Genomic DNA, 24,106 nt, shown 5'->3' on the forward strand with positions numbered 1-24,106 from the left:
CTTTCTATTAACAGTTAGCTCCTATTGGAGCTGGTTGATCCCATCGGGATCTTCTGTTAATAGACATCATGAAGCCCCGTGAAAATAAAGCTCCCGAGGAGCGACCTGTTAATTATGCTTTGATGTAATCAAACAAGAATAGTTTATTTATACATATTCTCTATAAAATTCAAAGCATTTTTATGGCTGATCTTTTTTACCAATTCGGAAGAAAAGCGCTTTTCAATTTCTCTGTTGATGGAATTGAAAGCGGATGCATCATCATATCCTTCAAAAAAGAAAGGATGACGGGATTTGTCCGGATGGTTTTTGCAAAAGAAAAAATCAGCACCATAGGCAATAAAATCTTCTCCACCTAAATCAAGGCCATGCTGAATATGTTCATATAGTACCCCAGGATTCTTCTCATCAATACAGTTACGGATAAAATTGAGTCCTATTAATCCTTTTCTTTTAATAACTTCTTTTGCCAGTTCATCAGGAAGGTTTCTTTTTTTGTCATGTATAGATCTGTAGTTAGAATGGCTTGCCATAATAGGGATCTTATAATTTTTTTGATCTATATAATTAAGAATTCCATAGGCAAGCTGATCACTGGTATGGGCAAGATCAATGGCAATATTTTTTTCTGAAAAGTAATCAAGCAGAACTTTTCCGTCCTCTTTCAGTCCAACATCAGAATTGTTTCCTCCTCCAAAGCGGTTTTCAGTATGATGGGTTATTCCCAGATAAAGAATTCGCTGTGTTTTTTCAATGATCGCTTCCAGATTTTTAAAGCCAGATTCTAAGGTTTCATCTTCACTACAAAAGCCAGATGCGTTTTCAATAGAAGCAATAACCCCTACTTTGTCTGTATTATCGGTATTTTTATAGTTCTCCCCTTCAAACAAGAAAAAATTTTCATTTTGCAGAAGATTTGAAAATATTTCGCTCTGTTTTGCACCGTAAACAGTACTATTTTCACCTGTTGCTGAGTATATAGCCATCACCTGAAACTTCACATTTCCTTCTTTTAAATAAGGAAGTGAACAACCAAGTTCTTTATCATCAATTAATGAGTCCGGCTCAAGTAAATAACATAATAAGTCGCAGTGCAAATCTACATTTATAGTATTCATATTGAATTGTAATTGGTTTGTTTTTAAATACTTTCGAAAAGAAAATGAGCTTTACTACTAAGAAAATAAATACCCGAAAATTCTGAAGTATTTTTCTGGGATAAAGTGAATATGGAATTCAATGAGACAAAAACCACCCTCATCTTTTTCATTTTTAATATTAATTCTCATTCTAAATATATGCTAATATAGTATTTTATCTAAAAATTCCGTATTTTTGCCTCTTAAAATTTCTTAGTAAACAATGATAAAAATTACACTTCCAGACAATAGTGTCAAAGAATTCGAAGGAGCAGTTACTGCTCTAGATGTGGCAAAATCTATAAGCGAGGGATTGGCTAGAAATACCATTTCCGCAATCGTTAATGACCAACAAGTAGAAATAACCACACCTATAACCACGGATTCTACGGTACAGCTTTTGACCTGGAATGATGATCTTGGAAAGAAGGCTTTCTGGCACTCTTCTGCCCACCTTTTGGCACAGGCAATCCTTGAGTTTTATCCTAATGCTAAGTTGACGATCGGTCCTGCCATTGAAAGCGGATTCTACTATGATGTGGATTTCGGGGATGAAAGCTTATCTGAAAAAGATTTTGAAAAGATTGAGAAAAAGATCCTTGAAAATGCAAAGAAAGGTTCTACATTCTCTTTATATCCGGTTTCAAAAGAAGATGCTTTAAAAACCTATGCCGATAACCCTTACAAAGTTGAATTGATCTCAAATCTTAATGATGGAGAAATCACTTTTGTAACGCATGATAACTTTACAGACTTATGCCGTGGTGGTCACATTCCAAATACAGGAATCGTAAAAGCGGTTAAGATATTAAATGCAGCAGGAGCTTACTGGAGAGGTAATGAAAAGAACCCTCAATTGACAAGAGTATATGGTATTTCTTTCCCTAAACAGAAAGATCTTACTGAATATCTTGAAAGATTGGAAGAAGCTAAAAGAAGAGACCACAGAAAATTAGGTAAAGAGCTTGGAATTTTCGCATTCTCTGAAAAAGTAGGTGCAGGGTTACCACTTTGGTTGCCAAAAGGTACTGCTTTAAGAAGAAAACTGGAAAATTTCCTTTCTGATGCTCAGAAAAAAGGAGGTTATGAATTTGTAATGTCTCCACACATCGGAGCGAAAGAATTATATGTCACTTCAGGACACTGGGATAAGTATGGGGAAGACAGCTTCCAGCCGATTAAAACTCCTAATGAAGGAGAAGAATTCTTGCTGAAACCAATGAACTGTCCTCACCACTGTGAAATTTACAAAACTTCACAATGGAGCTACAGAGATTTGCCTAAGAGATATGCAGAATTCGGTACTGTTTACAGATATGAGCAAAGTGGAGAGCTTCACGGATTAACCAGAGTTCGTGGATTTACTCAGGATGATGCTCACCTTTTCTGTACTCCGGATCAGCTTTCTGAAGAATTTGAAAAGGTAATTGACCTTACCCTTTATGTTTTCAAATCTTTAGGTTTTGAAGATTTTGTAACTCAGGTATCCTTGAGAGATCCTGAAAACAAACAAAAATATATCGGTTCTGATGAAAACTGGGAGAAAGCAGAAAGTGCAATCATCAATGCAGCTCAGAAGAAAGGTTTAAAAACAGTAGTAGAATACGGAGAAGCGGCATTCTATGGTCCTAAACTTGACTTCATGGTGAAAGATGCTTTAGGAAGAAAATGGCAGCTGGGAACTATCCAGGTGGATTATAACCTACCGGAAAGATTTGATCTTCACTATATTGGAAACGATAATGAAAAGCATAGACCGGTAATGATTCACAGAGCTCCTTTCGGTTCTATGGAACGTTTCATTGCTATTTTGTTAGAAAATACAGCAGGAGATTTCCCATTATGGCTGAGCCCGGATCAGTTTATTATTCTACCGATCAGTGAAAAATATGTAGATTATTCAAAAAAAGTTTCACAATTTTTGGAAAATCACGATATTAGCGGTCAGATTGATGACAGAAACGAGAAGACAGGTAAAAAGATCCGTGATGCTGAATTGAATAAAATTCCTTTCATGCTTGTAGTAGGAGAAAATGAAGAAAATGAAGGCACGATTTCTGTAAGAAGACGTGGAGAAGGAGATCTTGGAGTGATGAAGCTGGAGGATTTCGTTGCTTACTTCAAAAAAGAAGCAGCCATATAAATTTAAAATTAAAAGATTGAAGGATTTAAAAATTAACAGAATCCTTCAATTTTTAAATATTTGAATCAATTAAATTAAGTAATTAACCAATAAAATTATAATACAATAGCACAAAGATTTAACAACAGGGGCCCACAGAGACGTCCGGTACAAGAGGACTTACACTTGATCAACGATAAAATTCGTGTGAGAGAGCTTCGTTTAGTGGGCGATAACGTAGAGCCAGGAATCTATCCAATTGACAAAGCAAGACAGATTGCTGCGGAACAAGAATTGGATTTAGTAGTGATTTCTGACAAGGCAGAACCATTTATTGCAAGAGTATTAGAATATAAAAAATTCTTATACGAGCAAAAGAAAAAACAAAAGGAACTTAAAGCTAAACAGGTAAAAGTGGTAGTAAAAGAGATCCGTTTCGGACCTCAGACTGATGACCACGATTACGAATTCAAGAAGAAGCATGCTGAAAAATTCCTTGAAGAAGGTTCTAAATTAAAAACCTACGTATTTTTTAAAGGACGTTCAATTATCTTTAAGGATCAGGGAGAAATTTTGCTTTTAAAACTTGCTCAGGAATTAGAGCACGTTGGTAAAGTAGACCAGCTTCCTAAACTTGAAGGAAAAAGGATGATTATGATGATGAGTCCTAAAAAACCAGCAAAATAATTAAATCATTATTTTACATATAAAACCTCAAATTACTTTGAGGTTTTTTTGTGTTCTTATTTTTAGGGGAAAATATTTAATGATTGTTGATTCAGACTACTCTACTGGCTGGATCAACAATCATTTTTAAGAAAGAAATTTACAGAGTTTTGTTATCCTTCAAAATCACCACAATCATGCTCTGTAAAAAGCGGTAAAGCTTTTTGGGTGGTAAAATATTTGGATATTCTTTTGTTTTTTAAATCCAGTTTCTGCCCTTCTACAGACAGTTCGTAAACAGGTGCTTGATCTATTTGGGTTAAAATATAAGTTCTTTCTGAGGTTTTAAAAATGGCTTTATTTCCGTCCCTGGAGAATGAGAAATCATTAATTTGAAAGGTATCCTTTTCTTCACAAACATTGGTCCATATTATTTTCTTCTTTGTGATGGACAGGCTTGCCAAATCACATGAGTAACAGTTCCCCGAGAACTCTATACCAAATTTTTTATACACCTCTGTACTCTTGCTATTCAATATATCAATAGGAACTAATGTTGAAAAATCATTGGGAATCTCTGATTCAACGACTTTATTCTTTGCCGGATCAACTGTAGAAATCTGATGTATTTTTGCATTTGCAGAATCTGCCTTGTTCACTTTTTTTTCTGTTGAAGGTGAACAGGAAACTAACAACATCATCACCATTGAAAAGTTGGTTATTACGTTTTTCATCTTTTTTTAAAATAATTAATACTATCTGGGTTATCATTTTTGTAAAATTCACCAAAATCTGCCGTTCAATATATCCCTGTTTTCAGCCATTTATTCCCTATATCAGAAGGTTTTGTTGGCTACAGACCTTAATACAGATACATTTGCGGAAAAATATAAAATGAAAATCTTTCCAATCTTTATATCATCCGTGCTAGTTCTTGCAGGATGTAATCAACAGAATAAAACATCGGACACAGATAAAACAATAACTGAAATTAAGCAAAAAAAATAACACTGGCTGATTTCAAAAAAATAAAAGGCGTTGATAATGTTCTGGATGTACCCTTTCAATTATTCACCAAGCTAGATTCTATACAGTTTTTTAAGTCTATCCTCTTAATTCCGCTTCAGCCAATGGTAAAAAGCAAAAAACGGCTTATATAAAAATACAGTTGAAAGCTGATCTGTTTTAGAAAATATTCTTTGAAGAACAAGAATGTAACTGAAGTTTGGAATAAGATCAAAAACCCCTGAAATCAGCCAGTGCGTATGGGAATAAAGTCTAATATCTTTGCTGCAATTATTTAAAGAGATACAATGAAAAAATTAAGTTTGACCCTCCTTTTTAGTTTATTAAGTTTTATGACTTTCGCACAATCGTTAAAAGTTGTGATTAAACAGGACGGAAAAGTAATTCAGCCTGTCAATGATGTTTATGAACTGAAAAAGTCCCCTTTCCTATTCGAGATTACCTCTAACAATCTGGAAGGTTTTTTAGTGGGAGCTACCACAAATAAAGATATTTATGCCGGAGCTCTGGGACTTTTGAACACTGAGGTTCCGTGGTTTCAGAATACAGGCATGGCGGAGGAATTGTATAACAAGGACAAAGAAATGTTTTTAATGGATTCTGCGCCTTCTTACTGGTATTTTACAGATGCAAAAGACCATAGATTTGATAAAAATCCTAAAGGCAGCGCAAAACAATGGACAGCTACCCGTACTATTACAAGGTTTTATGATATTATGGTGGATCAGCCTATCAATCTGAAGGATTTTGACGGCAGGGTTTTCCTATTAATGTATCAGCCCGAATATAATGATGAGTATGATTTAATAGGAAAGAAAAACCTGTTCCAGGCTGCACTCAAATTCAAAGATTAATGATTACACCAATTTTAAATTTATATAAAAAAGGTCTGCTTTGCGATGTAAGCAGACCTTTTTGCTGGTTGAATATTTATTCGATAATTAAGCCGTATTCTATGGCTAATTTTATGGCCGAACTCAGATTAGAAGTCTGAAATTTTTCAATAAGATTCTTTCTGTGGCTTTCTACAGTATGCGGACTGATGAAAAGCTTTTCCGCCATTTGATTGGTTGTTAGGCCCTTTGAGGCTTCAGCCAGAATTTCTTTTTCTCTTCGCGTTAATTTCGGAACATGGTTTAATCCATCCGTTGATTTTTTCTCCAAAACAGACCTGGTTTGAGAGCATAAAAACCTGTTCCCGGCATATACAGCAGTAATTCCTTCCAGGATTTCGGAAACTGAGGCATTCTTTTGAATATATCCCAACGCTCCTTCAGCCAGGGTACTGTTGATTACGGGCAGTTCATTATGAACACTCAGGATAATAATCTGGAGGTTGCCGTACTTTTTCTTTAAGGGTTTAATCAGTTCAATGCTGTTGGTATCTACCAGATTGATGTCCAGCAATAAAATGTCGACCTCTTGTTTTGCAAGACCTGCATTCATCTCAGAAACGTTTCTGAAGCAATCTACTACATCTATCGTATCACTATTTCCTAAAATATTCTTCAACCCTTCTAATAGAAGTGGATGATCATCTGTTATGGCTACTTTTATCATGTTTAATAAATAGGGATTTGAAGTTCTATGCTGGTACCAATATTCAATTCAGAAGTGATATTCATGGTTCCTTTTAGAAATTGGACTCTTAGTTCTATATTATGAAAACCAGCTGTTTTTCTGGCATTTAATCCTGCGGGATCAAAACCTTTACCATTGTCTTCTACAGTAAGGTTTAATAGATTTTCTTCTTCGCTGATCTGAATAATAATTTCAGATGTATTGGCATGTTTTATAGCATTGTTGACCAATTCCTGAATGATCCTGTAAATAATCAATTGCTTTTCCTTCGAAATGGAATTACTGTAATTGATAAACTCAGTGTGAATGTCTAATGCATTATTGGATATACGGGAGGCAAATTCCTTAATTGCAACTTCCAAACCATATTTCATTAATAAATCGGGCATTAAATTATGCGCAACCCTTCTAAGCTCTTCCACAGCGCCATCAATCTGATCAATTGATTTTGAAATTCCCTCCTCTATATTTTCGGACTGATGAGGATTTAAATAAGACAGTTGATGTTTCGTCCCTGAAAGCAGACCTCCTAATCCGTCATGAAGATCACGGGCAAGACGGCCACGCTCCTGTTCCTGTCCTTCAAGCAATGCGGTAAGCGTAGATATTTTTGAGTTTTGCTTCTCTTGTTCCATAGCTAAAGCATGCAGTTCATCTCTTCTCTTAATGGACTTTGCACGTTGTTGATAAGCGTACAGCAATAAGAGGATCAAAATAATAAAGAAGATGATAAAGAAGATGTAATAAGTATTGATCTTCTCTTTGAATGCCAGTAACTTTTTAAAGGTATTAATATCGTTGTTCTTCTGTTGGGTTTCCAGTTTTGCCAACCGAAGCTGCTGTTCCTTTTTCTCGGATTCAAGTTCTGAAAACTTCAGTCGTTCACGTTGGTTTTCTTCCACCAGTTTTAAGTTGTTATATACCTGCTCGCGCTGTGCACGAAGAATGTTGATCAACTTAATTTCCTGTGCTTTTTTGTCGCTTTCCAGCTGTAACTTGATATATTTCTGTTCCTGACGTTCTTTATCAAACTGGGATTCTAATCTTTTGGTAATATCCAGTTTTTCCTGGTCATAAACACTTTTGTATTTATCCACATAACTTTTATAATAAGTGAGTGCTTCCTGGTAATTCCCCTGCTCTTCACTAATTCTGGATAATGATTCAAGAATAGATAGTTCAATATTATGATCACGCACCGGACTTTTCCCAATTTCCATAGAGGCTTTTAGAAAATAAGACTTCGCTAAATCATAATTTTTATTCTGTATGGCCAGCTCTGCCAGAATCCCGAATGAAGAAGCAATATGAATAGCATCGCCAGTTTCCAGGCTCACTTTATTAGCTAACTGGGCATAATGCATTGCCTTATCACTGTCAAAACCAGTATACAGATTGGCTAAATTGATCGCTGCATAAGAAAGACTACTCCTGTTAAGCATCCTGTCTTTATTTTTATTGAAAGTCGTGATAGCCTGCAAATAATATTGTTCTGTTTTATCTCTCAGCTCCGTATTGGACGGGTTTTGTGTATATTTTTGTTCATACACATAGCCCATTCTCATATAGGCATCGAAGATAAGGTTGGGATCATTTTGTTTCGATGCTAACAACAAAAACTGTTTGCTGTATTTCTCTTCCAGCTGATACTCATTGAGGTTGGAATAAATAGTGGACAATTCTTTCGCTACATTACCAAATCTACCATATAATGTAGAGGTTGTAGGAGCATTTTCATAATATTCGATCGCTTTTAAATAAGCAGCAACGGCATCAGTTGTTTTATTATTGCGGATCAGAATCCAGCCTTTAGCGTAGTTAAAATAGCCTTTAGCCTCATTATTATTCGTTTTTAAACTATATGCCTTTGCCATGTCAAGACTTTTTGAAGACTCTGCTGTTTTATTATCCAGCCGATAGTTCATGGCTTGTACCGCGTATAAAATGGTAGCATATTTTCCATCTGCCTGCTTTGCAGCAAGGGAAATGTTGGTGGCTAAAATCTGGTAAGACTTAGGTTTGAGGTTATGAAAAAATAAGGCAGTCGCATATTTGGGAGCCAGATTAAGCTGTTCAGCCGTATTGTTTGAGGCATGGCCGTATTCCCTTTCTAACTTGCTTAAAACATCCTGTGCCTGAACAAAAAACGGAAAAAGTAAAGCAAATATCAATAATAACCTGTGCATCAAACCCTTATCTTTATTAAGTTGTCATATTCTAAAGAACGCAAATATAGGTAAATACGGTTAATTGGTTTCAAAGCCATTTTCTTCAGCAAAAGATTTCCATTTCTGGAATTTCTTTTCATTTTTAAAGGTGGAATCGTTACCATAGTAATAAAGCAAACGTTGGGTAGCATATTCGTAGGCATTATAAGCATTGGCCTGTTCGTAGTATTTAACCGCTTTCTTCAAATCAATTTTTACTCCCATCCCGTGTTCATAGATAATCCCATAATAGATGCCTGAATAAGATTGATCATAGTCCTTCTTTAAATACTCTAAAAGATTTTTATAATCTCTTAACTGATAATAGATTTCTGAAATTTTATCGTAATTGTAGTAATACTTTTTCTCTGCCTTCTGATAAAAAGCCAAAGCTTTATCATAATCCTGTAATACATGTTCTCCAAAATAATACAAATCACCTAAATTGGTAAGAGCCATTCCATCCCCTAGTTCAGCGCCTTTTTCATATGCCTGAATGGCTTTTTTGATATTAAAAGAATATCCTATTCCATTGTGATATAAGGTTCCGATATTGTTCCATGCCACAGGATGGTTGTACTGGGCAGCTTTTTCATAATACATAATGCCTTTTTGCGGATCAAACAGCATTTCAATGTCAGGATCTGTATGTAAAATGCCCAATTCTACCCAACTATCCACATTATTTTTTTGAGCAGATAGCTGAAACAGACGCAATGCTTCCTGATAATTTTGATTTTCCTTTGCATCAAAAGCCAGTTTTTTAATGACTTCTGTCTCCAGAAATTGTTCAGAATTGCTACCTGCCTGATTTTTCCATCGATTATAAAAGGAGATAAAGTGTTCCAGATCTTTTCCTCTAAAGGAATATCTATCCAAATAAATCGTCCCATACCCGGAAGTTTCTACCTGCTGAATAGATTTATCTTCATTCATTCTCAACATGCTTTCTCCTTTATACAAAAACAAAAGACCTTCTTCTGTTCTATAATTCAAAGGATTAGAGATATATTCATACTTTTCAGCTGATAAACCCTTTTCGAAATCATACAATTGATAACCGTTATTTTTTTGAACCGATAAAAATCCATTTTCCAAATAATGAATCTGCTTAATTTCAAATTGAGGAGCAATGAGCCAGATATCATGTTCTGCATCGAAAAGTCCTGATCCATTTTGAGTTTCCAGAGTAAAGACATTGCTTTTATATCCGACATTGGATATTGCTTTCACTTTAGTAATCCTTTCATTTTCTAATAAGAACTGATGTTTTGAAGTGTCATAGAGCTTCCAGCTTTTATCTTTACGAACTGCCAGTGTATCAAAATTATCTATTACAATCAACTGATCTGCTTCGTCTATTATAGTATTACCATTTTCATCTATCAGCTTTCCTTTTTTATTGAATTTATTGGGTTTTACCCAGAAACAGGTGCTGGTTTTTAAAAGGCTGCCTTCTACAAAATCGCCCAGATAATTCCCTTCTTTTGTATAATATCTACGCTTACCGGTTCCTTTCTGTCTGCTAAAAAACAGCTCCGGAAAATAATCATATTCATAGGTATTTTCGCTTTCCACAGGAATAATCAGTCCGTTTTCATCGCTGTAAACACCAAATCGTCCGGCGATTTCTACGCCTAAAAATCCATACGCTAGCCTTTCAACGGCATCATAATCAGCAGGAACCAACCAGGTATTTGAGTAAATTTTTAAAATACCCGACTTTCCGTTAACTTTTACTTCACCAAATGGCTCCAGAGCAAAGTCAAACACATCAAAGGCCTCTTCATAAACGGGAGGAATCAGTTCTTTCCCATCACTTTGCAGGTAACCGAACAATCCCTCTTTTTGAATCACTGATATATTATGATGATAGTCCGCCTCAAAAATCTCGTCATAAACAGGTGGCGCCAAAACAACGCCCTTTGCATCCTTCAATCCAAATTTCCCGTCCTTTTCAAATATTGAAGATGCTACCTTTTTATAGGCAAGTTCTTCAAAATATCCCAGTCCGTAATTAATCCAGTCGGTTTGTAAAATCTCAAGAAATGAGGAGTAACCGGTATGTGAAAATAAAGAATCCAGCAAAGAGAGATTTTGGGTTTCAACAGCCTTCTTGTATAACTTTCTTTTCTGCTGAATCTCGACTAACCATTCTTTTGCCTGAACTTTGTGCTTTTCTTCGTTCATATTGAAAACATCTGTAGCATTCAATACGAAAGAATCGTAGGGCAGCGCTTCCAGGAACTCAAACATAGTGTTGACTGGTTCGTAGTAGGCTTTTTTGTAATGCAGCTGATAGGTGTCTGCCAGTAAATTAAAAAAATAACGCAGCTGGACGATTCCCTGTTCTTTGTCAGAAATAAACTCAACACCCTCCACTTTACTATTTTCCGCAATGAGAGGATACAGCAATAGCGGTATTTCATAGTTCCACTCTCCCAGATGAGTATTAAATGATTGATTCGTTTTCTGATCGTAATTATATAAATAAATCCGGTGTGCCATTCTTTAAAATTACTATTTGTTTTCCGTCTTTCCCATTTTTCCGCTTCAGGAATACTTCATTTTGAGACATTCATTCCTTTTACAGCTTCTCCTTCACTCCATTTTGTTATTGTTTTTACCCACGCTTTGTGATTGTAATCTTAGTTCGAAATAAGAATTTATCATTTAATTATGGGTGAAAAAGAAAGCTATAAAAGTCATAAAATCAATATCTATCTAAGAGAAATGTCTGTCAGTCATTATCATTAACTATTGTTCTCTATTGCTGATAATTCATCAATTTTTCACAATATTATTTTTAATGAATTCCCGAACGAAGGTAATAAAAGAGGTTCCATAAAAATATCCCTGATACTGGTGGTTTTTTAAATTATTTATAGTTAGGGAATATTGTATTCAACCTGTCATAAAAATATCATATAACAATAGAACATTGCCAAAGCCACTCCGATGATTCCCGAAATCAGAAATACAAAAAAATAATACCGCGCTTTTTTATTTTTCTTTAGCAATGAGTTAATTATAAAAGTAATGAGCGTAACTAAAAATCCTGCTCCGAAAAATAAAATCAAAACAGCAAGAAACAAGGCTCGTTCTATATGTAAATCTGCAGATGAAAGCATATTTTAAATTAAAACTTTAAGTGTGAATACATTAAGTGGAGATTCTCTAAGAAAGAAATTTAAAAAATCATCCATCAATAGTAGAGAGAATTGAACAATACTGCAATCCCTGTTATCAGCTATATTTCATCATATACGTCATCATTCAGAGACTGTTTAAAAGTAATGCTGAGCTTTTTTACGAGTAGCTCGTCATAAGATAAAGATTTCCAGTTCATTTGTCTTTTAATTAATGTTATTTATATCTTATTATTATTTAAAAATTATTAATCAAATATTATCTTAGATCAATATATAATAAAGATTTTCTATCTACATTTGTGAATACAAAAAAGACAAATTCACTAATTATTAATCATTAAAAGAGAAACAATGAGCACACTTACATTAAAAGACGGAACAGAAATTTATTACAAAGACTGGGGAAAAGGCCAACCAATTTTCTTTCACCACGGATGGCCATTATCAAGTGACGACTGGGATGCCCAAATGTTCTTCTTTTTAGAACAAGGCTACAGAGTAATTGCTCATGACAGAAGAGGACACGGAAGATCAGAACAGACTCCTTACGGACACGATATGGACACTTACGCTTCTGATGTTGCGGAAATTGTTTCAGCATTGGATTTAAAAGATGTCATCCATGTAGGACATTCTACAGGAGGTGGCGAAGTGATCCGATATGTAGCGAAACATGGTAACGGAAGAGTGGCAAAAGCTGTTCTGGTAAGTGCTGTAACTCCTATTATGGTACAAAATGAGAACAATCCGAATGGAGTTCCTATTTCTGTTTTTGATGATATCCGAAATAATACAGCGAAACACAGACAACAATTCTTCATTGATATTACCTTCCCTTTTTACGGCTACAACAGAGAAGGTGCTAAAGTATCTGAAGGGATCCAGAGAAACTGGTGGAGACAAGGAATGAGTGGTTCTATTAAAGCTCATTATGATTGTGTAAAGGCTTTCTCTGAAACAGATTTTACAGAAGATCTTAAAAACGTGGATGTACCGGTATTGGTAATGCATGGTGAAGATGATCAGATTGTTCCTTTTGAAACCACTGGTAAAGTGACTGCTACCCTGCTTAAAAACGGGCAACTCATCTCTTATCCAGGTTTCCCTCATGGTATGCCGACAACAGAAGCAGAAACGATCAACAGAGACCTTTTGGCATTCTTCAAATCTTAACAGATCAGGCTTATTTTAAAGCGCTTACTTATAAAAGGCAGACCTGTTTCCATGCAGGTCTGTCTTTTCAATTTACAGATCATTGTTCATCCTGTTTAAGCATATTAAAAAATCCTTTCATGTCTCACTTTTTTTTCTTAATTTTGCAGACTATTATTCCTAATGTCCTTAGGGGTAACCAAAACAGATATTGATAACAAAAACAATAAAAAAGCAAAACAATGCCAAAATTAAAAACGAAATCAGGTGCTAAAAAGCGTTTTGCTCTTACCGGTTCTGGTAAGATCAAAAGAAAAAATGCTTACAAAAGCCACATCTTAACTAAGAAAGAAACTAAGCAGAAGAGAAATCTTACTACTACTTCTTACGTAGCTAAAGTGGACGAGAAAAGCGTTCAACGTCAATTAGCAATTAAGTAGTTTTTATAAATCTATATTCGGTTTATAAGAATTCAAAACAAATTCAACAATTTAACCCTGAAACGGTGCAAATAAGAGTAACATCCGTTGCCGCCCTTTTCAAAAAAACAATTTAAATTATGCCAAGATCAGTAAATGCCGTAGCTTCAAGAGCTCGCAGAAAGAAAATTTTTAAGCAAGCTAAAGGTTTCTTCGGAAGAAGAAAGAACGTTTGGACGGTAGCTAAAAACGCGGTAGAAAAAGCAATGCAATATGCTTACCGTGGTAGAAAAGAGAAAAAGAGAAATTTCAGAGCACTTTGGATCACTCGTATCAACGCGGGAACTAGAGAGCACGGAATGTCTTACTCTCAATTTATGGGAGCTCTTAAAAAGAACAACATCGAACTTAACAGAAAAGTTTTAGCAGATTTAGCAATGAATCACCCTGAAGCTTTCAAAGCTGTTGTAGATCAAGTAAAATAATGTAGAATAGATTTTGTTATCAATATAGTCCCGGGATTTCCCGGGATTTTTTTGTTAGATACTTTTCATTTTTTTGATTGCTGTTCAAAATCCAGCTGGCAGCATATACATTTCAGGGTAATTACCATATCAACAGCCCTACTTGGTGGATAGAAATTCTCAGCGTGTAAAATATTTAAATCAAAACACGCAAAACAAACGAAAAATATAAATATATCTCATTCATTAAATGAATTTTAATATAACATAATGATAAATTACATAAAAAGACATATTTTTATCAAAAAATTAAGCAAATAAACATTGATACTTATGATTATTAATAATAAATGATGATTTATTATTATATTAGCAATCTCTAAAGAAAGTATCAAAATGAAAAAAGTTGCAGCTTTATTGCTCACTTCCATTGCCCTGCAGAATATGGGTGCACAGAGTTTTATTCAAGCGTATAAAGACCGGGCAGATATGGTTACCCAAGCCAATATTACGACCAACCTTCAGGAATTTGCAGGGTTTGGGGTAAAAAAAACGGGTACAACAGCAAACACCAATGCATTGGACTGGCTTAAAAACAAATACCTGTCCTATGGATATACTGCAAGTAATATGTCTGAAGATACTTTCACCTATGGGAGCAGCACTTCAAAAAATTTAATCATTACCAAGACAGGAACGGTATACCCCAACAAATATGTTATCATCTGCGGACATTATGATACCATTGTAGGCCCCGGAGTAAGTGACAATGGCAGCGGAACTTCCATTATTCTGGAAGCAGCAAGAATATTGAAAAATATTCCGACAGAATACTCCATCAAGTTTATTCATTTTTCCGGTGAAGAACAAGGCCTTGTGGGAAGCAGCCATTATGTAAATAATGTAGCTTATCAGAATGGCAGCCAGGTTCTGGATATAAAACTGGTTTTAAATATTGACCAGGTGGGTGGACTTCTTGGAAATAATAACAATACCATTACCTGCGAAAGAGATACAGGCGGTGTATCATCCAATAATATAGCCTCTAACGCTGTAACACAGGAACTGATGAACTGTACGACTCTTTATTCTCCTCTTCAGACTCATCTTTCTTACGCCTACAGCTCCGATTATATGCCTTTTGAAGCCAAAGGATATACCATTACCGGTTTCTATGAATACCTGAGAAGTGAAAACGAACATACGGTAAATGACACTTTTGCCAATCTGGATCCTGTATATATTTTCAATGTAGGAAAAGCAGCTGTGGGAGCTTTACAACATTTTGCTGTTGCCTCTACAGCCAGTAACCTGTTAAGTACAAACGATACTTCTTTACAAAAATCCGGTGAAACCATCAGAATTTATCCCAATCCGGCGAAAGATCTTGTAACAGTGGAATTTCAGCAAAAAGTAAAAGAATTCAAAGTTGAAGTAAATGATATGGCGGGAAACACTGTTTTAAGTCTTGAAAATCAGGAAAAAATAAATACCTCGGCGTTAGTAAACGGACTCTATACCTTTACGATTAAAACTGATAAAGGAAATACAACCAAAAAAATAATCATTAATAAATAATGTCAGGCTGGATATTCTGAATTAAGTTTGTATTCAAGGGATATCCGATATTACTACTATAAAATGAAGAAAATCGCTACTTTTTTATTTGCCTCTGTTATCATTCAAAATATTGGAGCCCAAAGTTTTATTCAAGCTTATCAGGACAGAGCGAATATGGTGAACCAGACCAATATTACAACCTATCTTCAGGAATTTGCCAATTTAGGAGTAAAAACTACAGGCTCATCTGCTAATGCCAATGCGCTGACCTGGCTTAAAAATAAATACATTTCCTATGGATATACAGCCAGTCAAATTGTAGAAGATCCTTTTACAGCAGGCAGTTATAATTCTAAAAATCTGGTAATTACCAAAACCGGGACAGTATATCCTAATAAATATGTAATCATCTGTGGGCACTTCGATAGTATTACCGGCCTGGGAATCAATGATAACGGGAGCGGAACATCTATTATCCTTGAAGCAGCGAGGATTCTGAAAGATGTCCCTACAGAATATTCTATAAAATTCATCCATTTTTCCGGGGAAGAACAGGGACTTTTGGGAAGCAAACATTATGTAAACAATGTAGCTTATCAGAGTGGAACCCGTGTTCTGGATATTAAACTGATCTTTAATCTGGATCAGGTAGGTGGTGTAATGGGAAACAATAATAATACGGTTTACTGTGATGAAGATCAGGGTGGACTTTCTTCAAATAATGCGGCTTCCGCTGCTGTAACCCAGGAGCTGAGAAACTGTACAGCACTTTACTCTCCTCTTTTAACCGCTGTAGATCCGGCTGCAGATACAGATTATATCCCTTTTGAACAGAAAGGTGAGGTGATCACAGGTTTCTTTGAAAGAATCAGAAGTACCTATCCACATACAGTTAATGATACTTTTGCCAATACCGATCCTGTATATATTTACAAGATAGGAAAAGCATCTGTTGGAGCGCTACAGCATTTTGCGGTTGCTACCGGTACATTGGGAAGTCATGAAACTGATGTAAAAAACACTTTGGAAACGGTAAAAATCTATCCTAACCCAGCAAAAGACATCCTCAATATTGAGCTTCCTGATTCCAGAATTAAAAATTTTACTTTTGAGATTACGGATTTCCAAGGGCGTTCTCTATTCAAGAGAACCAATGAAACAAAAATCAATGTTTCCAGGCTTGAAAACGGAGCATATATTGGAATTTTAAAAGTTGGAGACCAAAAGGTCGTAAGAAAAGTTATGATTGAAAAATAATTTGCATTATCACAAAACCATATTGATATAAAAACCTTTGAAGCAGTTCAAAGGTTTTATTTTTCATAGCATTAAAAGAATTATAACATTTACAAAGCCCCGCAGTATATTGGTATGATATTCATAATAAATTTACATTTGTTTTAAAATATTAAACACATTCTTGTGATTTATTTACTACATTCGTGTTACCAAAATAATATTTTAATATGAAAAAAATCACAACACTTTTATGTGCTGCCTTTATGATGCAGTCCATTGGAGCTCAAACTTTTATTCAGGCTTACAAAGACAGAGCGGATATGATTACTCAAACCAATATCACTGCAAATCTTCAAGAGTTTAGTAATCTGGGAGTGAAAACTACTGGTTCAGTAGCCAATACCAATACCCTGAACTGGATTAAGAATAAATATCTTTCTTACGGCTATACGGCAAGTCAGATAGAAGAAAGCCCTTTTACTTTCGGAAGCACCAGTTCCAAAAATTTAATCATTACCAAAACAGGAACCCTTTATCCTAACAAATTTGTCATTATTTGCGGGCATTTCGACACCATTTATGGTCCGGGCGTGAATGATAACGGCAGCGGAACTTCCATTATTCTTGAAGCAGCGAGAATACTTAGAAATGTTCCCACTGAATACTCTATAAAATTCATCCATTTTTCCGGGGAGGAACAGGGATTAAAAGGAAGCAGCCATTATGTAAATAATGTAGTGTATCAGGGAGGTGTCCGTAAATTGGATATCAAACTGGTCTTCAATCTGGATCAGGTTGGAGGTGTGAAAGGAAATAACAACACAACCGTATATTGTGATGAAGATCAGGGAGGAGTTTCCAGCAATAATGCAGCGTCCGCAGCGGTTACCCAGCAGCTGAGAAACTGTACAGCACTCTACTCTCCTCTTCTGACTGCCGTAGATCCTGCTGCAGATACTGACTATATCCCTTTTGAACAGAAAGGTGAAGTGATTACCGGTTTTTTTGAAAGGATAAGAAGCAGCTACCCTCACAGCTCTAAAGATACTTTCACCAATATGGATCCTGTCTATGTATACAAGATTGGAAAAGCAACTGTGGGAGCATTACAGCATTTTGCAACCGCTTCTACTAACATGAGCAAGCCTGCTTCTAAAAACACACTGGAAGCCGTAAAAATATATCCTAACCCAGCCAATAATATTCTCAATATTGATTTACCAGAGTCTAAAGAGTTGAATTTCAGTTTTGAAATCAGCAATACTATGGGAAGATCCATGCTGAAAGTGAATAATGAAAGGAAAATTAATGTTTCAGGGCTTCAGAACGGAGTGTATATTGGAGTTTTGAAAGTGGGTGAAGAGACACTAGTGAAAAATATTATGATTGAAAGATAAGAGATCAATAGATTCATAATAAGAAACAGCAGGAGTAATTTTCCTGCTGTTTTTATTTGTAGAAGATTAGCGTTTTAGCTTCCTGTAATTCATTAATCATATAATGTAAATCTGGTTCATAAAACAAAAACTTATTAGAATTGATTGGGATTTAATTTGTAATGTTCCAGCACACTTTTCTTGACATCATCTTTTATTTTAAAATAAACACCTAAATTTCCATATCTCCAGAATTCCAATCTGTTATCAGCAAATAATGTATCTTTCTTACTGATAAATGCGAATGTATAATTTCCATCATCAGGGACTATTATATGATGAGTTGAAACAATTTTTTCTTTAATTATTAATAAATTATTTTTCAGTTCTTTGTTCTGTATTAAAACACTATTCATATCATTGTCTTTCTCAAAGAAAATATGCAGTGATGATCCCAATGTATAATTTTGATTATAATCTAAACCATTATAGTAAAATAACTTGACATTCTGATTGCTACAAGATATAGTAACAAAAAGCATTAATAGAAAGTATATAACTCTTATTCTCATAGGCATTTTAATGTTTGTTTTTAGCTGACATCATTAAATATAAAGTATTCACAGTTTAAAACAGAAAAAAAACAACAGGCAATATGATACTGATTTCTCATATATATTTCTTTATTTTTCACAATTAGTTTTTAATACCGTACTAATTTATCATATTTACACAATATCAACCAATACTAAAAAAAAACCAACATAATAACAATTGTTTATTTTTAATATCTTTCTTTGAAGTAAGCATACCTTTTAAACAAGAACACCTTTGAATTCTTTCAAAGGTGTTATTTATTCCTGTTTTTAAGAATTTTTTCAATTTCTTCCAGCGTAAATCCTTTTGCTTTTAATAATATCAAAAAGTGGTACAGCAGGTCTGCAGCTTCATTTTTAAAAAGTTCTTCGTTATTGTCTTTTGCTTCTATCACCAATTCTACAGCTTCCTCTCCTACTTTTTGGGCCATTTTATTAATTCCTCTTTGGTAGAGCGAATACGTATAAGAATCCTCTGTTTTGTTATCTATTCTCTGAGCTATTTTCTCTTCCAGTTCATATAAAAACCCCTTGGCATTCTTTTCTCCGAAACAGCTGAAACTTCCTGTGTGGCACACCACATTTTTAGGAACAACTTTAATTAATAGCGTATCCTGATCGCAGTCTATATCAATGCTTTTTACCGTTAAAAAATTACCCGATTCTTCACCTTTTGTCCAGAGTCTGTTTTTGGAACGACTGAAAAAAGTAACGATTCCCTCCTTTTCTGTTTTTTCAAAAGCTTCTTCATTCATATAACCCAACATCAGTACCTGTAGTGTTCTGTTATCCTGAATCACCACGGGAACAAGCCCATTATCTTTATTAAAATCTATATTCATCGTACTTCTATTTTTTGAGTTTTTAATTGTTGTTTTAAATCCTGAACGCCTATTTCATTAAAATGGAAAATACTGGCAGCCAATCCTCCTGTAGCTTTTGTTTCATTAAATACTTTAACAAAGTCGTCTATCTTACCAGCACCTCCGGAAGCAATGACCGGAATACTTATATTTTCTGAAACCAGCTTTGTAATACGGAGATCAAAACCGTTTTTTGTGCCATCACCATCCATGGAAGTCAGCAGAATTTCTCCTGCGCCCAGAGACTCTGCTTGTTTCGCCCATTCTACGGTAAGAAGTTCAGTTGCTTCTCTTCCACCTTTAATATGAACTAGATCCAGATCTCCAACTTGCCTTGTGTCAATCGCTACCACAATGCACTGACTTCCAAATTCTTTGGCCAAATCGGAAATAAGAGTGGGATTTTTCACCGCTGAAGAATTGATACTGATTTTATCTGCCCCTGCTTCCAAAAGCTTTCTCACATCTTCTACCGAAGAAATTCCTCCTCCTACAGTAAAGGGAATACTGAGTTCTTTTGCAATATCTTTTACCAGTTCTATAAACGTCTTTCTGTTCTCAATAGTGGCGGTAATATCCAGAAAAACAAGTTCATCAGCTCCTTCTTTCTCATATTTTTTAGCAAGCTCTACAGGATCTCCTGCATTTTTAAGATCTTCAAAGTTGATTCCTTTTACCGTAGCCCCATCTTTAATATCCAAACATGGAATAATTCTTTTCTTAAGCATTTTCAATAAAATTTTGAAGTTGTTGTAAGCTTATTTTTCCCTCATAAATTGCCTTTCCGATGATTGTGCCTGAGCATCCTATATCTTTCATTTTATAGACATCAGCAATCCCTGAAATCCCTCCGCTTGCTACCAGCTGAACCGACGTTTTATATAAAATTTCAATATACAGTCCTGTTGATGGGCCTTCCAGCATTCCGTCTTTCGAAATATCCGTACAAATCGTATTTTGTATTCCTTTTTCCTGATACTGAAGGATAAAGTCTATGATGTCATTATCACTTTCCTCAAGCCAGCCGGAAGTTTTTATTTTCCGGTTTTCACAGTCTGCTCCCAAAATAATTTTCTCAGGGCCATATTTGCTGATCATTTCAAAACAGAACTCAGGATTCTGAACCGCAATACTTCCTAAAGTAATCTGCTTCGCACCTGAATTAAAGGCTGTTTCAATATCTTCCTGAGTTTTTAATCCGCCACCAAAGTCAATGTGTAACGAAGTAGATGCTGCAATGTTTTCAAGAACTTTTTGATTGACAATATGTTTTGATTTCGCTCCATCAAGATCTACCAAATGAAGAAACTGAATACCAAAGCTTTCAAATTCTTTAGCCACTTCCACTGGATCTTCATTATATATTTTCTTTGTATTGTAATCTCCTTTTGACAAACGGACACATTTCCCGTCGATAATATCAATAGCCGGAATTATTTTCATCATTATAAATTTATAAAGTTTTTAACGATCTGACTTCCCACGATTCCTGATTTTTCAGGGTGAAACTGTACTGCATAAAAATTATCTTTCTGCAAGGAAGCACTGAAAGGCAGTATATAATCACAAACAGACGTTGTAAAGTCTGAAAGCTCACAATAATAACTGTGAACAAAATATACGTCACTACTCTTTTCAATTCCAGCAAACAGTGGTGAGGTCTGTCCTGAAACCGTATTCCAGCCCATATGCGGAACAATATCTCTGGATGGAAATTTTCTGACCTTAATATCAAAAATTCCCATTCCTTCAGTATCGCCCTCTTCATTTCCTTTACACATCAGCTGCATCCCCAGGCATATTCCTAATACAGGCTGTTTTAGAGCTGGAATCAATAGATCGAGTTCTTTTTCTTTCAGCAGTTTCATGGTGGATGAGGCTTCTCCTACGCCCGGAAAGATAACTTTATCTGCTTTTAAGATCTGTTCAGGATCATCCGTAATCACAGAATCAACATTCAGCCTGTTGAGGGCATTCTGAACAGAGTTTACATTTCCTCCGTTGTATTTTATTATGGCAATCATATTTATAAACTTCCTTTTGTGGAAGGCAGGCTGAAGTTAGTATCTGTTTGGTTTACCGCCATTTTAACGGCTTTTGCAAATGCTTTAAAGATGGATTCAATTTTGTGGTGTTCATTATCTCCTTCTGCTTTGATATTCAGATTGGATTTTGAGGCATCCGTAAAGGACTTAAAAAAGTGATAAAACATTTCGGTAGGCATATCCCCTATCTTTTCTCTTTTAAACGGAGCATCCCACACTAACCACGGTCTGCCGCCAAAGTCAATAGCCACCTGAGAAAGACAATCATCCATTGGAAGCAGGAAACCATATCTTTCAATCCCTTTTTTCTTTCCTAAAGCTTTTAAAATGGCTTCACCCAGCACAATTCCAGTATCTTCAATGGTGTGGTGCTCATCTACAGCAAGATCTCCTTTTACTTTAATCGTAAGATCCATATTTCCGTGTCTTGCAATCTGATCCAGCATGTGATCAAAAAAATGAAGTCCGGTTGAAATATCTGACCGCCCGTTTCCATCAAGATTCACTTCAATTTCTATAGCTGTTTCATTGGTTTTGCGGGAGACTTTAGCTTTCCTCATTCCGGATTTTAAAAACTGATAAATCTCTGACCAGCTTGTTGCAGAAAGCTCAGCTTCGCTATTTAAGTTTTGATTAAGATAAATAGCTTTAGACTTAAGGTTTTTAGCGAGTTGAATGTCGGTATTTCGATCACCAATTACATAGGAATTTTCCAGATCATAATTGCCATAGATGTATTTTCCCAGCATTCCGATTCCTGGTTTTCTGGTGGGAAGATTCTCGGATTCAAAACTTTTATCAATTAAAATTTCACTAAAAACGATCCCTTCATTTTCAAACGCCTGGAGCATTTTTGCGTGGGGTTTAATGAAATCTTCTTCAGGAAAACTTTCAGTCCCCAAACCATCCTGATTCGTCACCATAACCAGTTCATAATCCAGTTCATTGACAATTTTTGATAGATTTTGGAAGACTCCGGGATAAAACTCAAGTTTTTCAAGAGAATCAACCTGAAAATCAGTTGGCGGTTCAATAATAAGGGTTCCGTCACGGTCTATAAAGAGTACTTTTTTCATATGTTTTTATCAAATTGTTTTTAACCATTAAGCTTTTTTTAAGTGATTAAGAAGTAGTAAGAACATAGCTGAAGCTATTAATTTAGCTTTGCTTATTATCTTCGTTTCTCTTAATGGTTTATATTTTAACAAGCTATATTATATTCCTTTTAAAAGGTTAATTAATTTTTCATTCTCTTCACGGTTTCCTACATTGATTCTGATGCATCCGGGAATGGCAGGATCTCTTCTGCTGGTTAAAATTTCTTCCTCGAGCATTCTTGCATATACAGAATCAACGTTTTCCATTTTAATCAGAAAGAAATTGGCATCTGTTGAAAATACTTTTGAAATACAGTCAATTCCTTCAAACTGCTGCTGCAGCCATGCCCTTTCTTCCAGAATTCGGCTTACATTTTCCTGAAGCCTGTTTTCTTCATCCAATGTTTTTACAATCAGTTCCTGGCTTAAAACATTCACATTATAAGGTGCTTTTACCGTGTTGATAAAGCCGATAATCTCTGATGATGCATATGCCACACCTACTCTTGCCCCGGCAAATCCCCAAGCTTTGGAAAAAGTTTGCAGTACAATTAAGTTAGAATATTGGTCCAATAGCTCCAAACTTGATTTTTTACCCGAAAATTCAATATAAGCTTCATCAACAACAACAATTCCATTGAAGTTCTGAAGATAAAACTCAATATCGTCAATACTGTTTCCTGTAGGGTTGTTAGGTGAGCATAAAAAGAAAACTTTCAGGGAGGGATCTGCAGCAATTTTTAAAAAATCATTTTTAAAAATTTCAAAATTGTCATCCAAATCCAGTTTCAAAACCTTATTTTCATTGATTGCCGCATAGAAACCATACATGGCAAATGACGGATTCATCATCAGAATGGCATCTTTTTTAGGCTCACAGAAGATTTTAATGATAAGGTCTATCAGTTCATCACTTCCGTTTCCTATGGCAATCTGTGAGGGAGAAACATTTTTAAGTTCCGCAAGCCTTTTTCTAAGCGTTTTCTGGGTAGAATCAGGGTAACGGTTGCATTCCCCGAAAGGACTTTCATTGGCATCCAGCATTACCGGAGCATTAAATTCATTGTGATCCCTGAAACTTACATAAGGCTGTAGTTCTAATATATTTTTTCTTACTAAAGTATTGATACTGTTATTTTTCATTGTATTGATTTTCTTAAAAAATGATTCAATATAAAAATCGTTTTTAAACCATTAAGATGAATTGAGTTATTAAGAATAATGAAGAAAATATCTTCAGATCTTCATTAAGCAGTAAGCTAAATTCAAATGTATTGGAATCTTAACATTACTTAAAAGCTTCATTTTCTTAATGGTTCAAGTTTTTTGATAAACGCAAGGGCGCAAAGTTTTTTAATTCTGTAACACTTTTTTAAGGCGCAAGAAAATCGAAAATTTTCAG

Annotated in this window: 21 protein-coding genes; 9 read left to right on the forward strand and 12 right to left on the reverse strand. The window is 35.1% G+C overall.

Annotation, left to right across the window (positions count from 1 at the left end):
- Window positions 1–143 precede the first annotated feature (143 nt).
- A complete protein-coding gene (locus ODR02_RS07990; RefSeq protein ID WP_309512070.1) occupies window positions 144–1,118 on the reverse strand; it encodes a dipeptidase in 975 nt (324 codons plus the stop codon).
- 244 nt (window positions 1,119–1,362) lie between these two features.
- Between ODR02_RS07990 and thrS the strand changes: the two genes are divergently transcribed.
- Both thrS and infC read left to right on the forward strand, forming a co-directional pair.
- Complete coding sequence (gene thrS / locus ODR02_RS07995; RefSeq protein ID WP_309512071.1) at window positions 1,363–3,282, forward strand: threonine--tRNA ligase; 1,920 nt, start codon at window positions 1,363–1,365, stop codon at window positions 3,280–3,282.
- A gap of 165 nt (window positions 3,283–3,447) precedes the next feature.
- Entirely contained in the window at window positions 3,448–3,948 is a 501-nt protein-coding gene (gene infC, locus ODR02_RS08000) for a translation initiation factor IF-3 (RefSeq protein ID WP_027372223.1), read from the forward strand.
- 152 nt (window positions 3,949–4,100) lie between these two features.
- On the opposite strand, the gene ODR02_RS08005 is transcribed toward infC, so the two are convergent.
- Window positions 4,101–4,661: a hypothetical protein gene (locus ODR02_RS08005; RefSeq protein WP_309512072.1), complete on the reverse strand. Its 561-nt coding sequence runs from the start codon at window positions 4,659–4,661 to the stop codon at window positions 4,101–4,103.
- Between the two features lie 579 nt (window positions 4,662–5,240).
- Between ODR02_RS08005 and ODR02_RS08010 the strand changes: the two genes are divergently transcribed.
- Window positions 5,241–5,807: a hypothetical protein gene (locus tag ODR02_RS08010; RefSeq protein ID WP_309512073.1), complete on the forward strand. Its 567-nt coding sequence runs from the start codon at window positions 5,241–5,243 to the stop codon at window positions 5,805–5,807.
- Window positions 5,808–5,883: 76 nt separating this feature from the next.
- On the opposite strand, the gene ODR02_RS08015 is transcribed toward ODR02_RS08010, so the two are convergent.
- From ODR02_RS08015 to ODR02_RS08025, 3 genes are read right to left on the reverse strand one after another with little or no spacing between them, the layout of a single operon-like run.
- The gene (locus ODR02_RS08015) at window positions 5,884–6,513 is read right to left on the reverse strand and encodes a response regulator transcription factor (protein WP_309512074.1); all 630 of its coding nucleotides are present in this window, start codon (window positions 6,511–6,513) and stop codon (window positions 5,884–5,886) included.
- 2 nt (window positions 6,514–6,515) lie between these two features.
- On the reverse strand, window positions 6,516–8,720 hold the full coding sequence (locus tag ODR02_RS08020; RefSeq protein ID WP_309512075.1) for an ATP-binding protein: 2,205 nt from the start codon (window positions 8,718–8,720) through the stop codon (window positions 6,516–6,518).
- 60 nt (window positions 8,721–8,780) lie between these two features.
- On the reverse strand, window positions 8,781–11,249 hold the full coding sequence (locus ODR02_RS08025; protein ID WP_309512076.1) for a tetratricopeptide repeat protein: 2,469 nt from the start codon (window positions 11,247–11,249) through the stop codon (window positions 8,781–8,783).
- A 995-nt stretch (window positions 11,250–12,244) separates the two neighbouring features.
- Here ODR02_RS08025 and ODR02_RS08030 point away from each other — a divergent pair.
- The 6 genes from ODR02_RS08030 to ODR02_RS08055 all read left to right on the forward strand — a co-directional run bounded on the left by ODR02_RS08030 (window position 12,245) and on the right by ODR02_RS08055 (window position 18,124).
- The gene (locus ODR02_RS08030; RefSeq protein ID WP_309512077.1) at window positions 12,245–13,066 is read left to right on the forward strand and encodes an alpha/beta fold hydrolase; all 822 of its coding nucleotides are present in this window, start codon (window positions 12,245–12,247) and stop codon (window positions 13,064–13,066) included.
- 221 nt (window positions 13,067–13,287) lie between these two features.
- Window positions 13,288–13,485, forward strand: a complete 198-nt coding sequence (gene rpmI / locus ODR02_RS08035; protein WP_002979658.1) for a 50S ribosomal protein L35 — start codon at window positions 13,288–13,290, stop codon at window positions 13,483–13,485.
- A 119-nt stretch (window positions 13,486–13,604) separates the two neighbouring features.
- Window positions 13,605–13,949 (forward strand): 50S ribosomal protein L20, encoded by a 345-nt coding sequence (gene rplT, locus ODR02_RS08040; RefSeq protein WP_034694451.1) that lies wholly within the window; start codon window positions 13,605–13,607, stop codon window positions 13,947–13,949.
- 375 nt (window positions 13,950–14,324) lie between these two features.
- The gene (locus ODR02_RS08045; protein WP_309512078.1) at window positions 14,325–15,506 is read left to right on the forward strand and encodes a M28 family peptidase; all 1,182 of its coding nucleotides are present in this window, start codon (window positions 14,325–14,327) and stop codon (window positions 15,504–15,506) included.
- 63 nt (window positions 15,507–15,569) lie between these two features.
- Window positions 15,570–16,745, forward strand: a complete 1,176-nt coding sequence (locus ODR02_RS08050; RefSeq protein ID WP_309512079.1) for a M28 family peptidase — start codon at window positions 15,570–15,572, stop codon at window positions 16,743–16,745.
- Between the two features lie 209 nt (window positions 16,746–16,954).
- Window positions 16,955–18,124, forward strand: a complete 1,170-nt coding sequence (locus tag ODR02_RS08055) for a M28 family peptidase (RefSeq protein WP_309512080.1) — start codon at window positions 16,955–16,957, stop codon at window positions 18,122–18,124.
- A 134-nt stretch (window positions 18,125–18,258) separates the two neighbouring features.
- Here the strand turns inward: ODR02_RS08055 and ODR02_RS08060 are convergent, their stop codons facing one another.
- The 7 genes from ODR02_RS08060 to hisC all read right to left on the reverse strand — a co-directional run bounded on the left by ODR02_RS08060 (window position 18,259) and on the right by hisC (window position 23,847).
- Window positions 18,259–18,675: a hypothetical protein gene (locus tag ODR02_RS08060; RefSeq protein ID WP_309512081.1), complete on the reverse strand. Its 417-nt coding sequence runs from the start codon at window positions 18,673–18,675 to the stop codon at window positions 18,259–18,261.
- A 278-nt stretch (window positions 18,676–18,953) separates the two neighbouring features.
- Window positions 18,954–19,541 (reverse strand): bifunctional phosphoribosyl-AMP cyclohydrolase/phosphoribosyl-ATP diphosphatase HisIE, encoded by a 588-nt coding sequence (gene hisIE / locus ODR02_RS08065; protein WP_309512082.1) that lies wholly within the window; start codon window positions 19,539–19,541, stop codon window positions 18,954–18,956.
- Entirely contained in the window at window positions 19,538–20,290 is a 753-nt protein-coding gene (gene hisF, locus ODR02_RS08070) for an imidazole glycerol phosphate synthase subunit HisF (RefSeq protein ID WP_309512083.1), read from the reverse strand. Before hisF ends, hisIE begins: the two co-directional genes overlap by 4 nt.
- Window positions 20,283–21,005 carry a 1-(5-phosphoribosyl)-5-[(5-phosphoribosylamino)methylideneamino]imidazole-4-carboxamide isomerase gene (gene hisA, locus ODR02_RS08075; protein ID WP_309512341.1) on the reverse strand — a complete coding sequence of 241 codons (723 nt, stop codon included), beginning with the start codon at window positions 21,003–21,005 and terminating at the stop codon, window positions 20,283–20,285. Before hisA ends, hisF begins: the two co-directional genes overlap by 8 nt.
- Window positions 21,006–21,007: 2 nt before the next feature.
- Complete coding sequence (gene hisH / locus ODR02_RS08080; RefSeq protein WP_309512084.1) at window positions 21,008–21,586, reverse strand: imidazole glycerol phosphate synthase subunit HisH; 579 nt, start codon at window positions 21,584–21,586, stop codon at window positions 21,008–21,010.
- Between the two features lie 2 nt (window positions 21,587–21,588).
- Window positions 21,589–22,683 (reverse strand): bifunctional histidinol-phosphatase/imidazoleglycerol-phosphate dehydratase HisB, encoded by a 1,095-nt coding sequence (hisB, locus tag ODR02_RS08085; protein ID WP_309512085.1) that lies wholly within the window; start codon window positions 22,681–22,683, stop codon window positions 21,589–21,591.
- Between the two features lie 138 nt (window positions 22,684–22,821).
- Entirely contained in the window at window positions 22,822–23,847 is a 1,026-nt protein-coding gene (gene hisC, locus ODR02_RS08090) for a histidinol-phosphate transaminase (RefSeq protein WP_309512086.1), read from the reverse strand.
- Window positions 23,848–24,106: the final 259 nt, after the last annotated feature.

It is taken from the genome of Chryseobacterium sp. CFS2 (assembly GCF_036543225.1).
Lineage (GTDB): Bacteria > Bacteroidota > Bacteroidia > Flavobacteriales > Weeksellaceae > Chryseobacterium > Chryseobacterium culicis_A.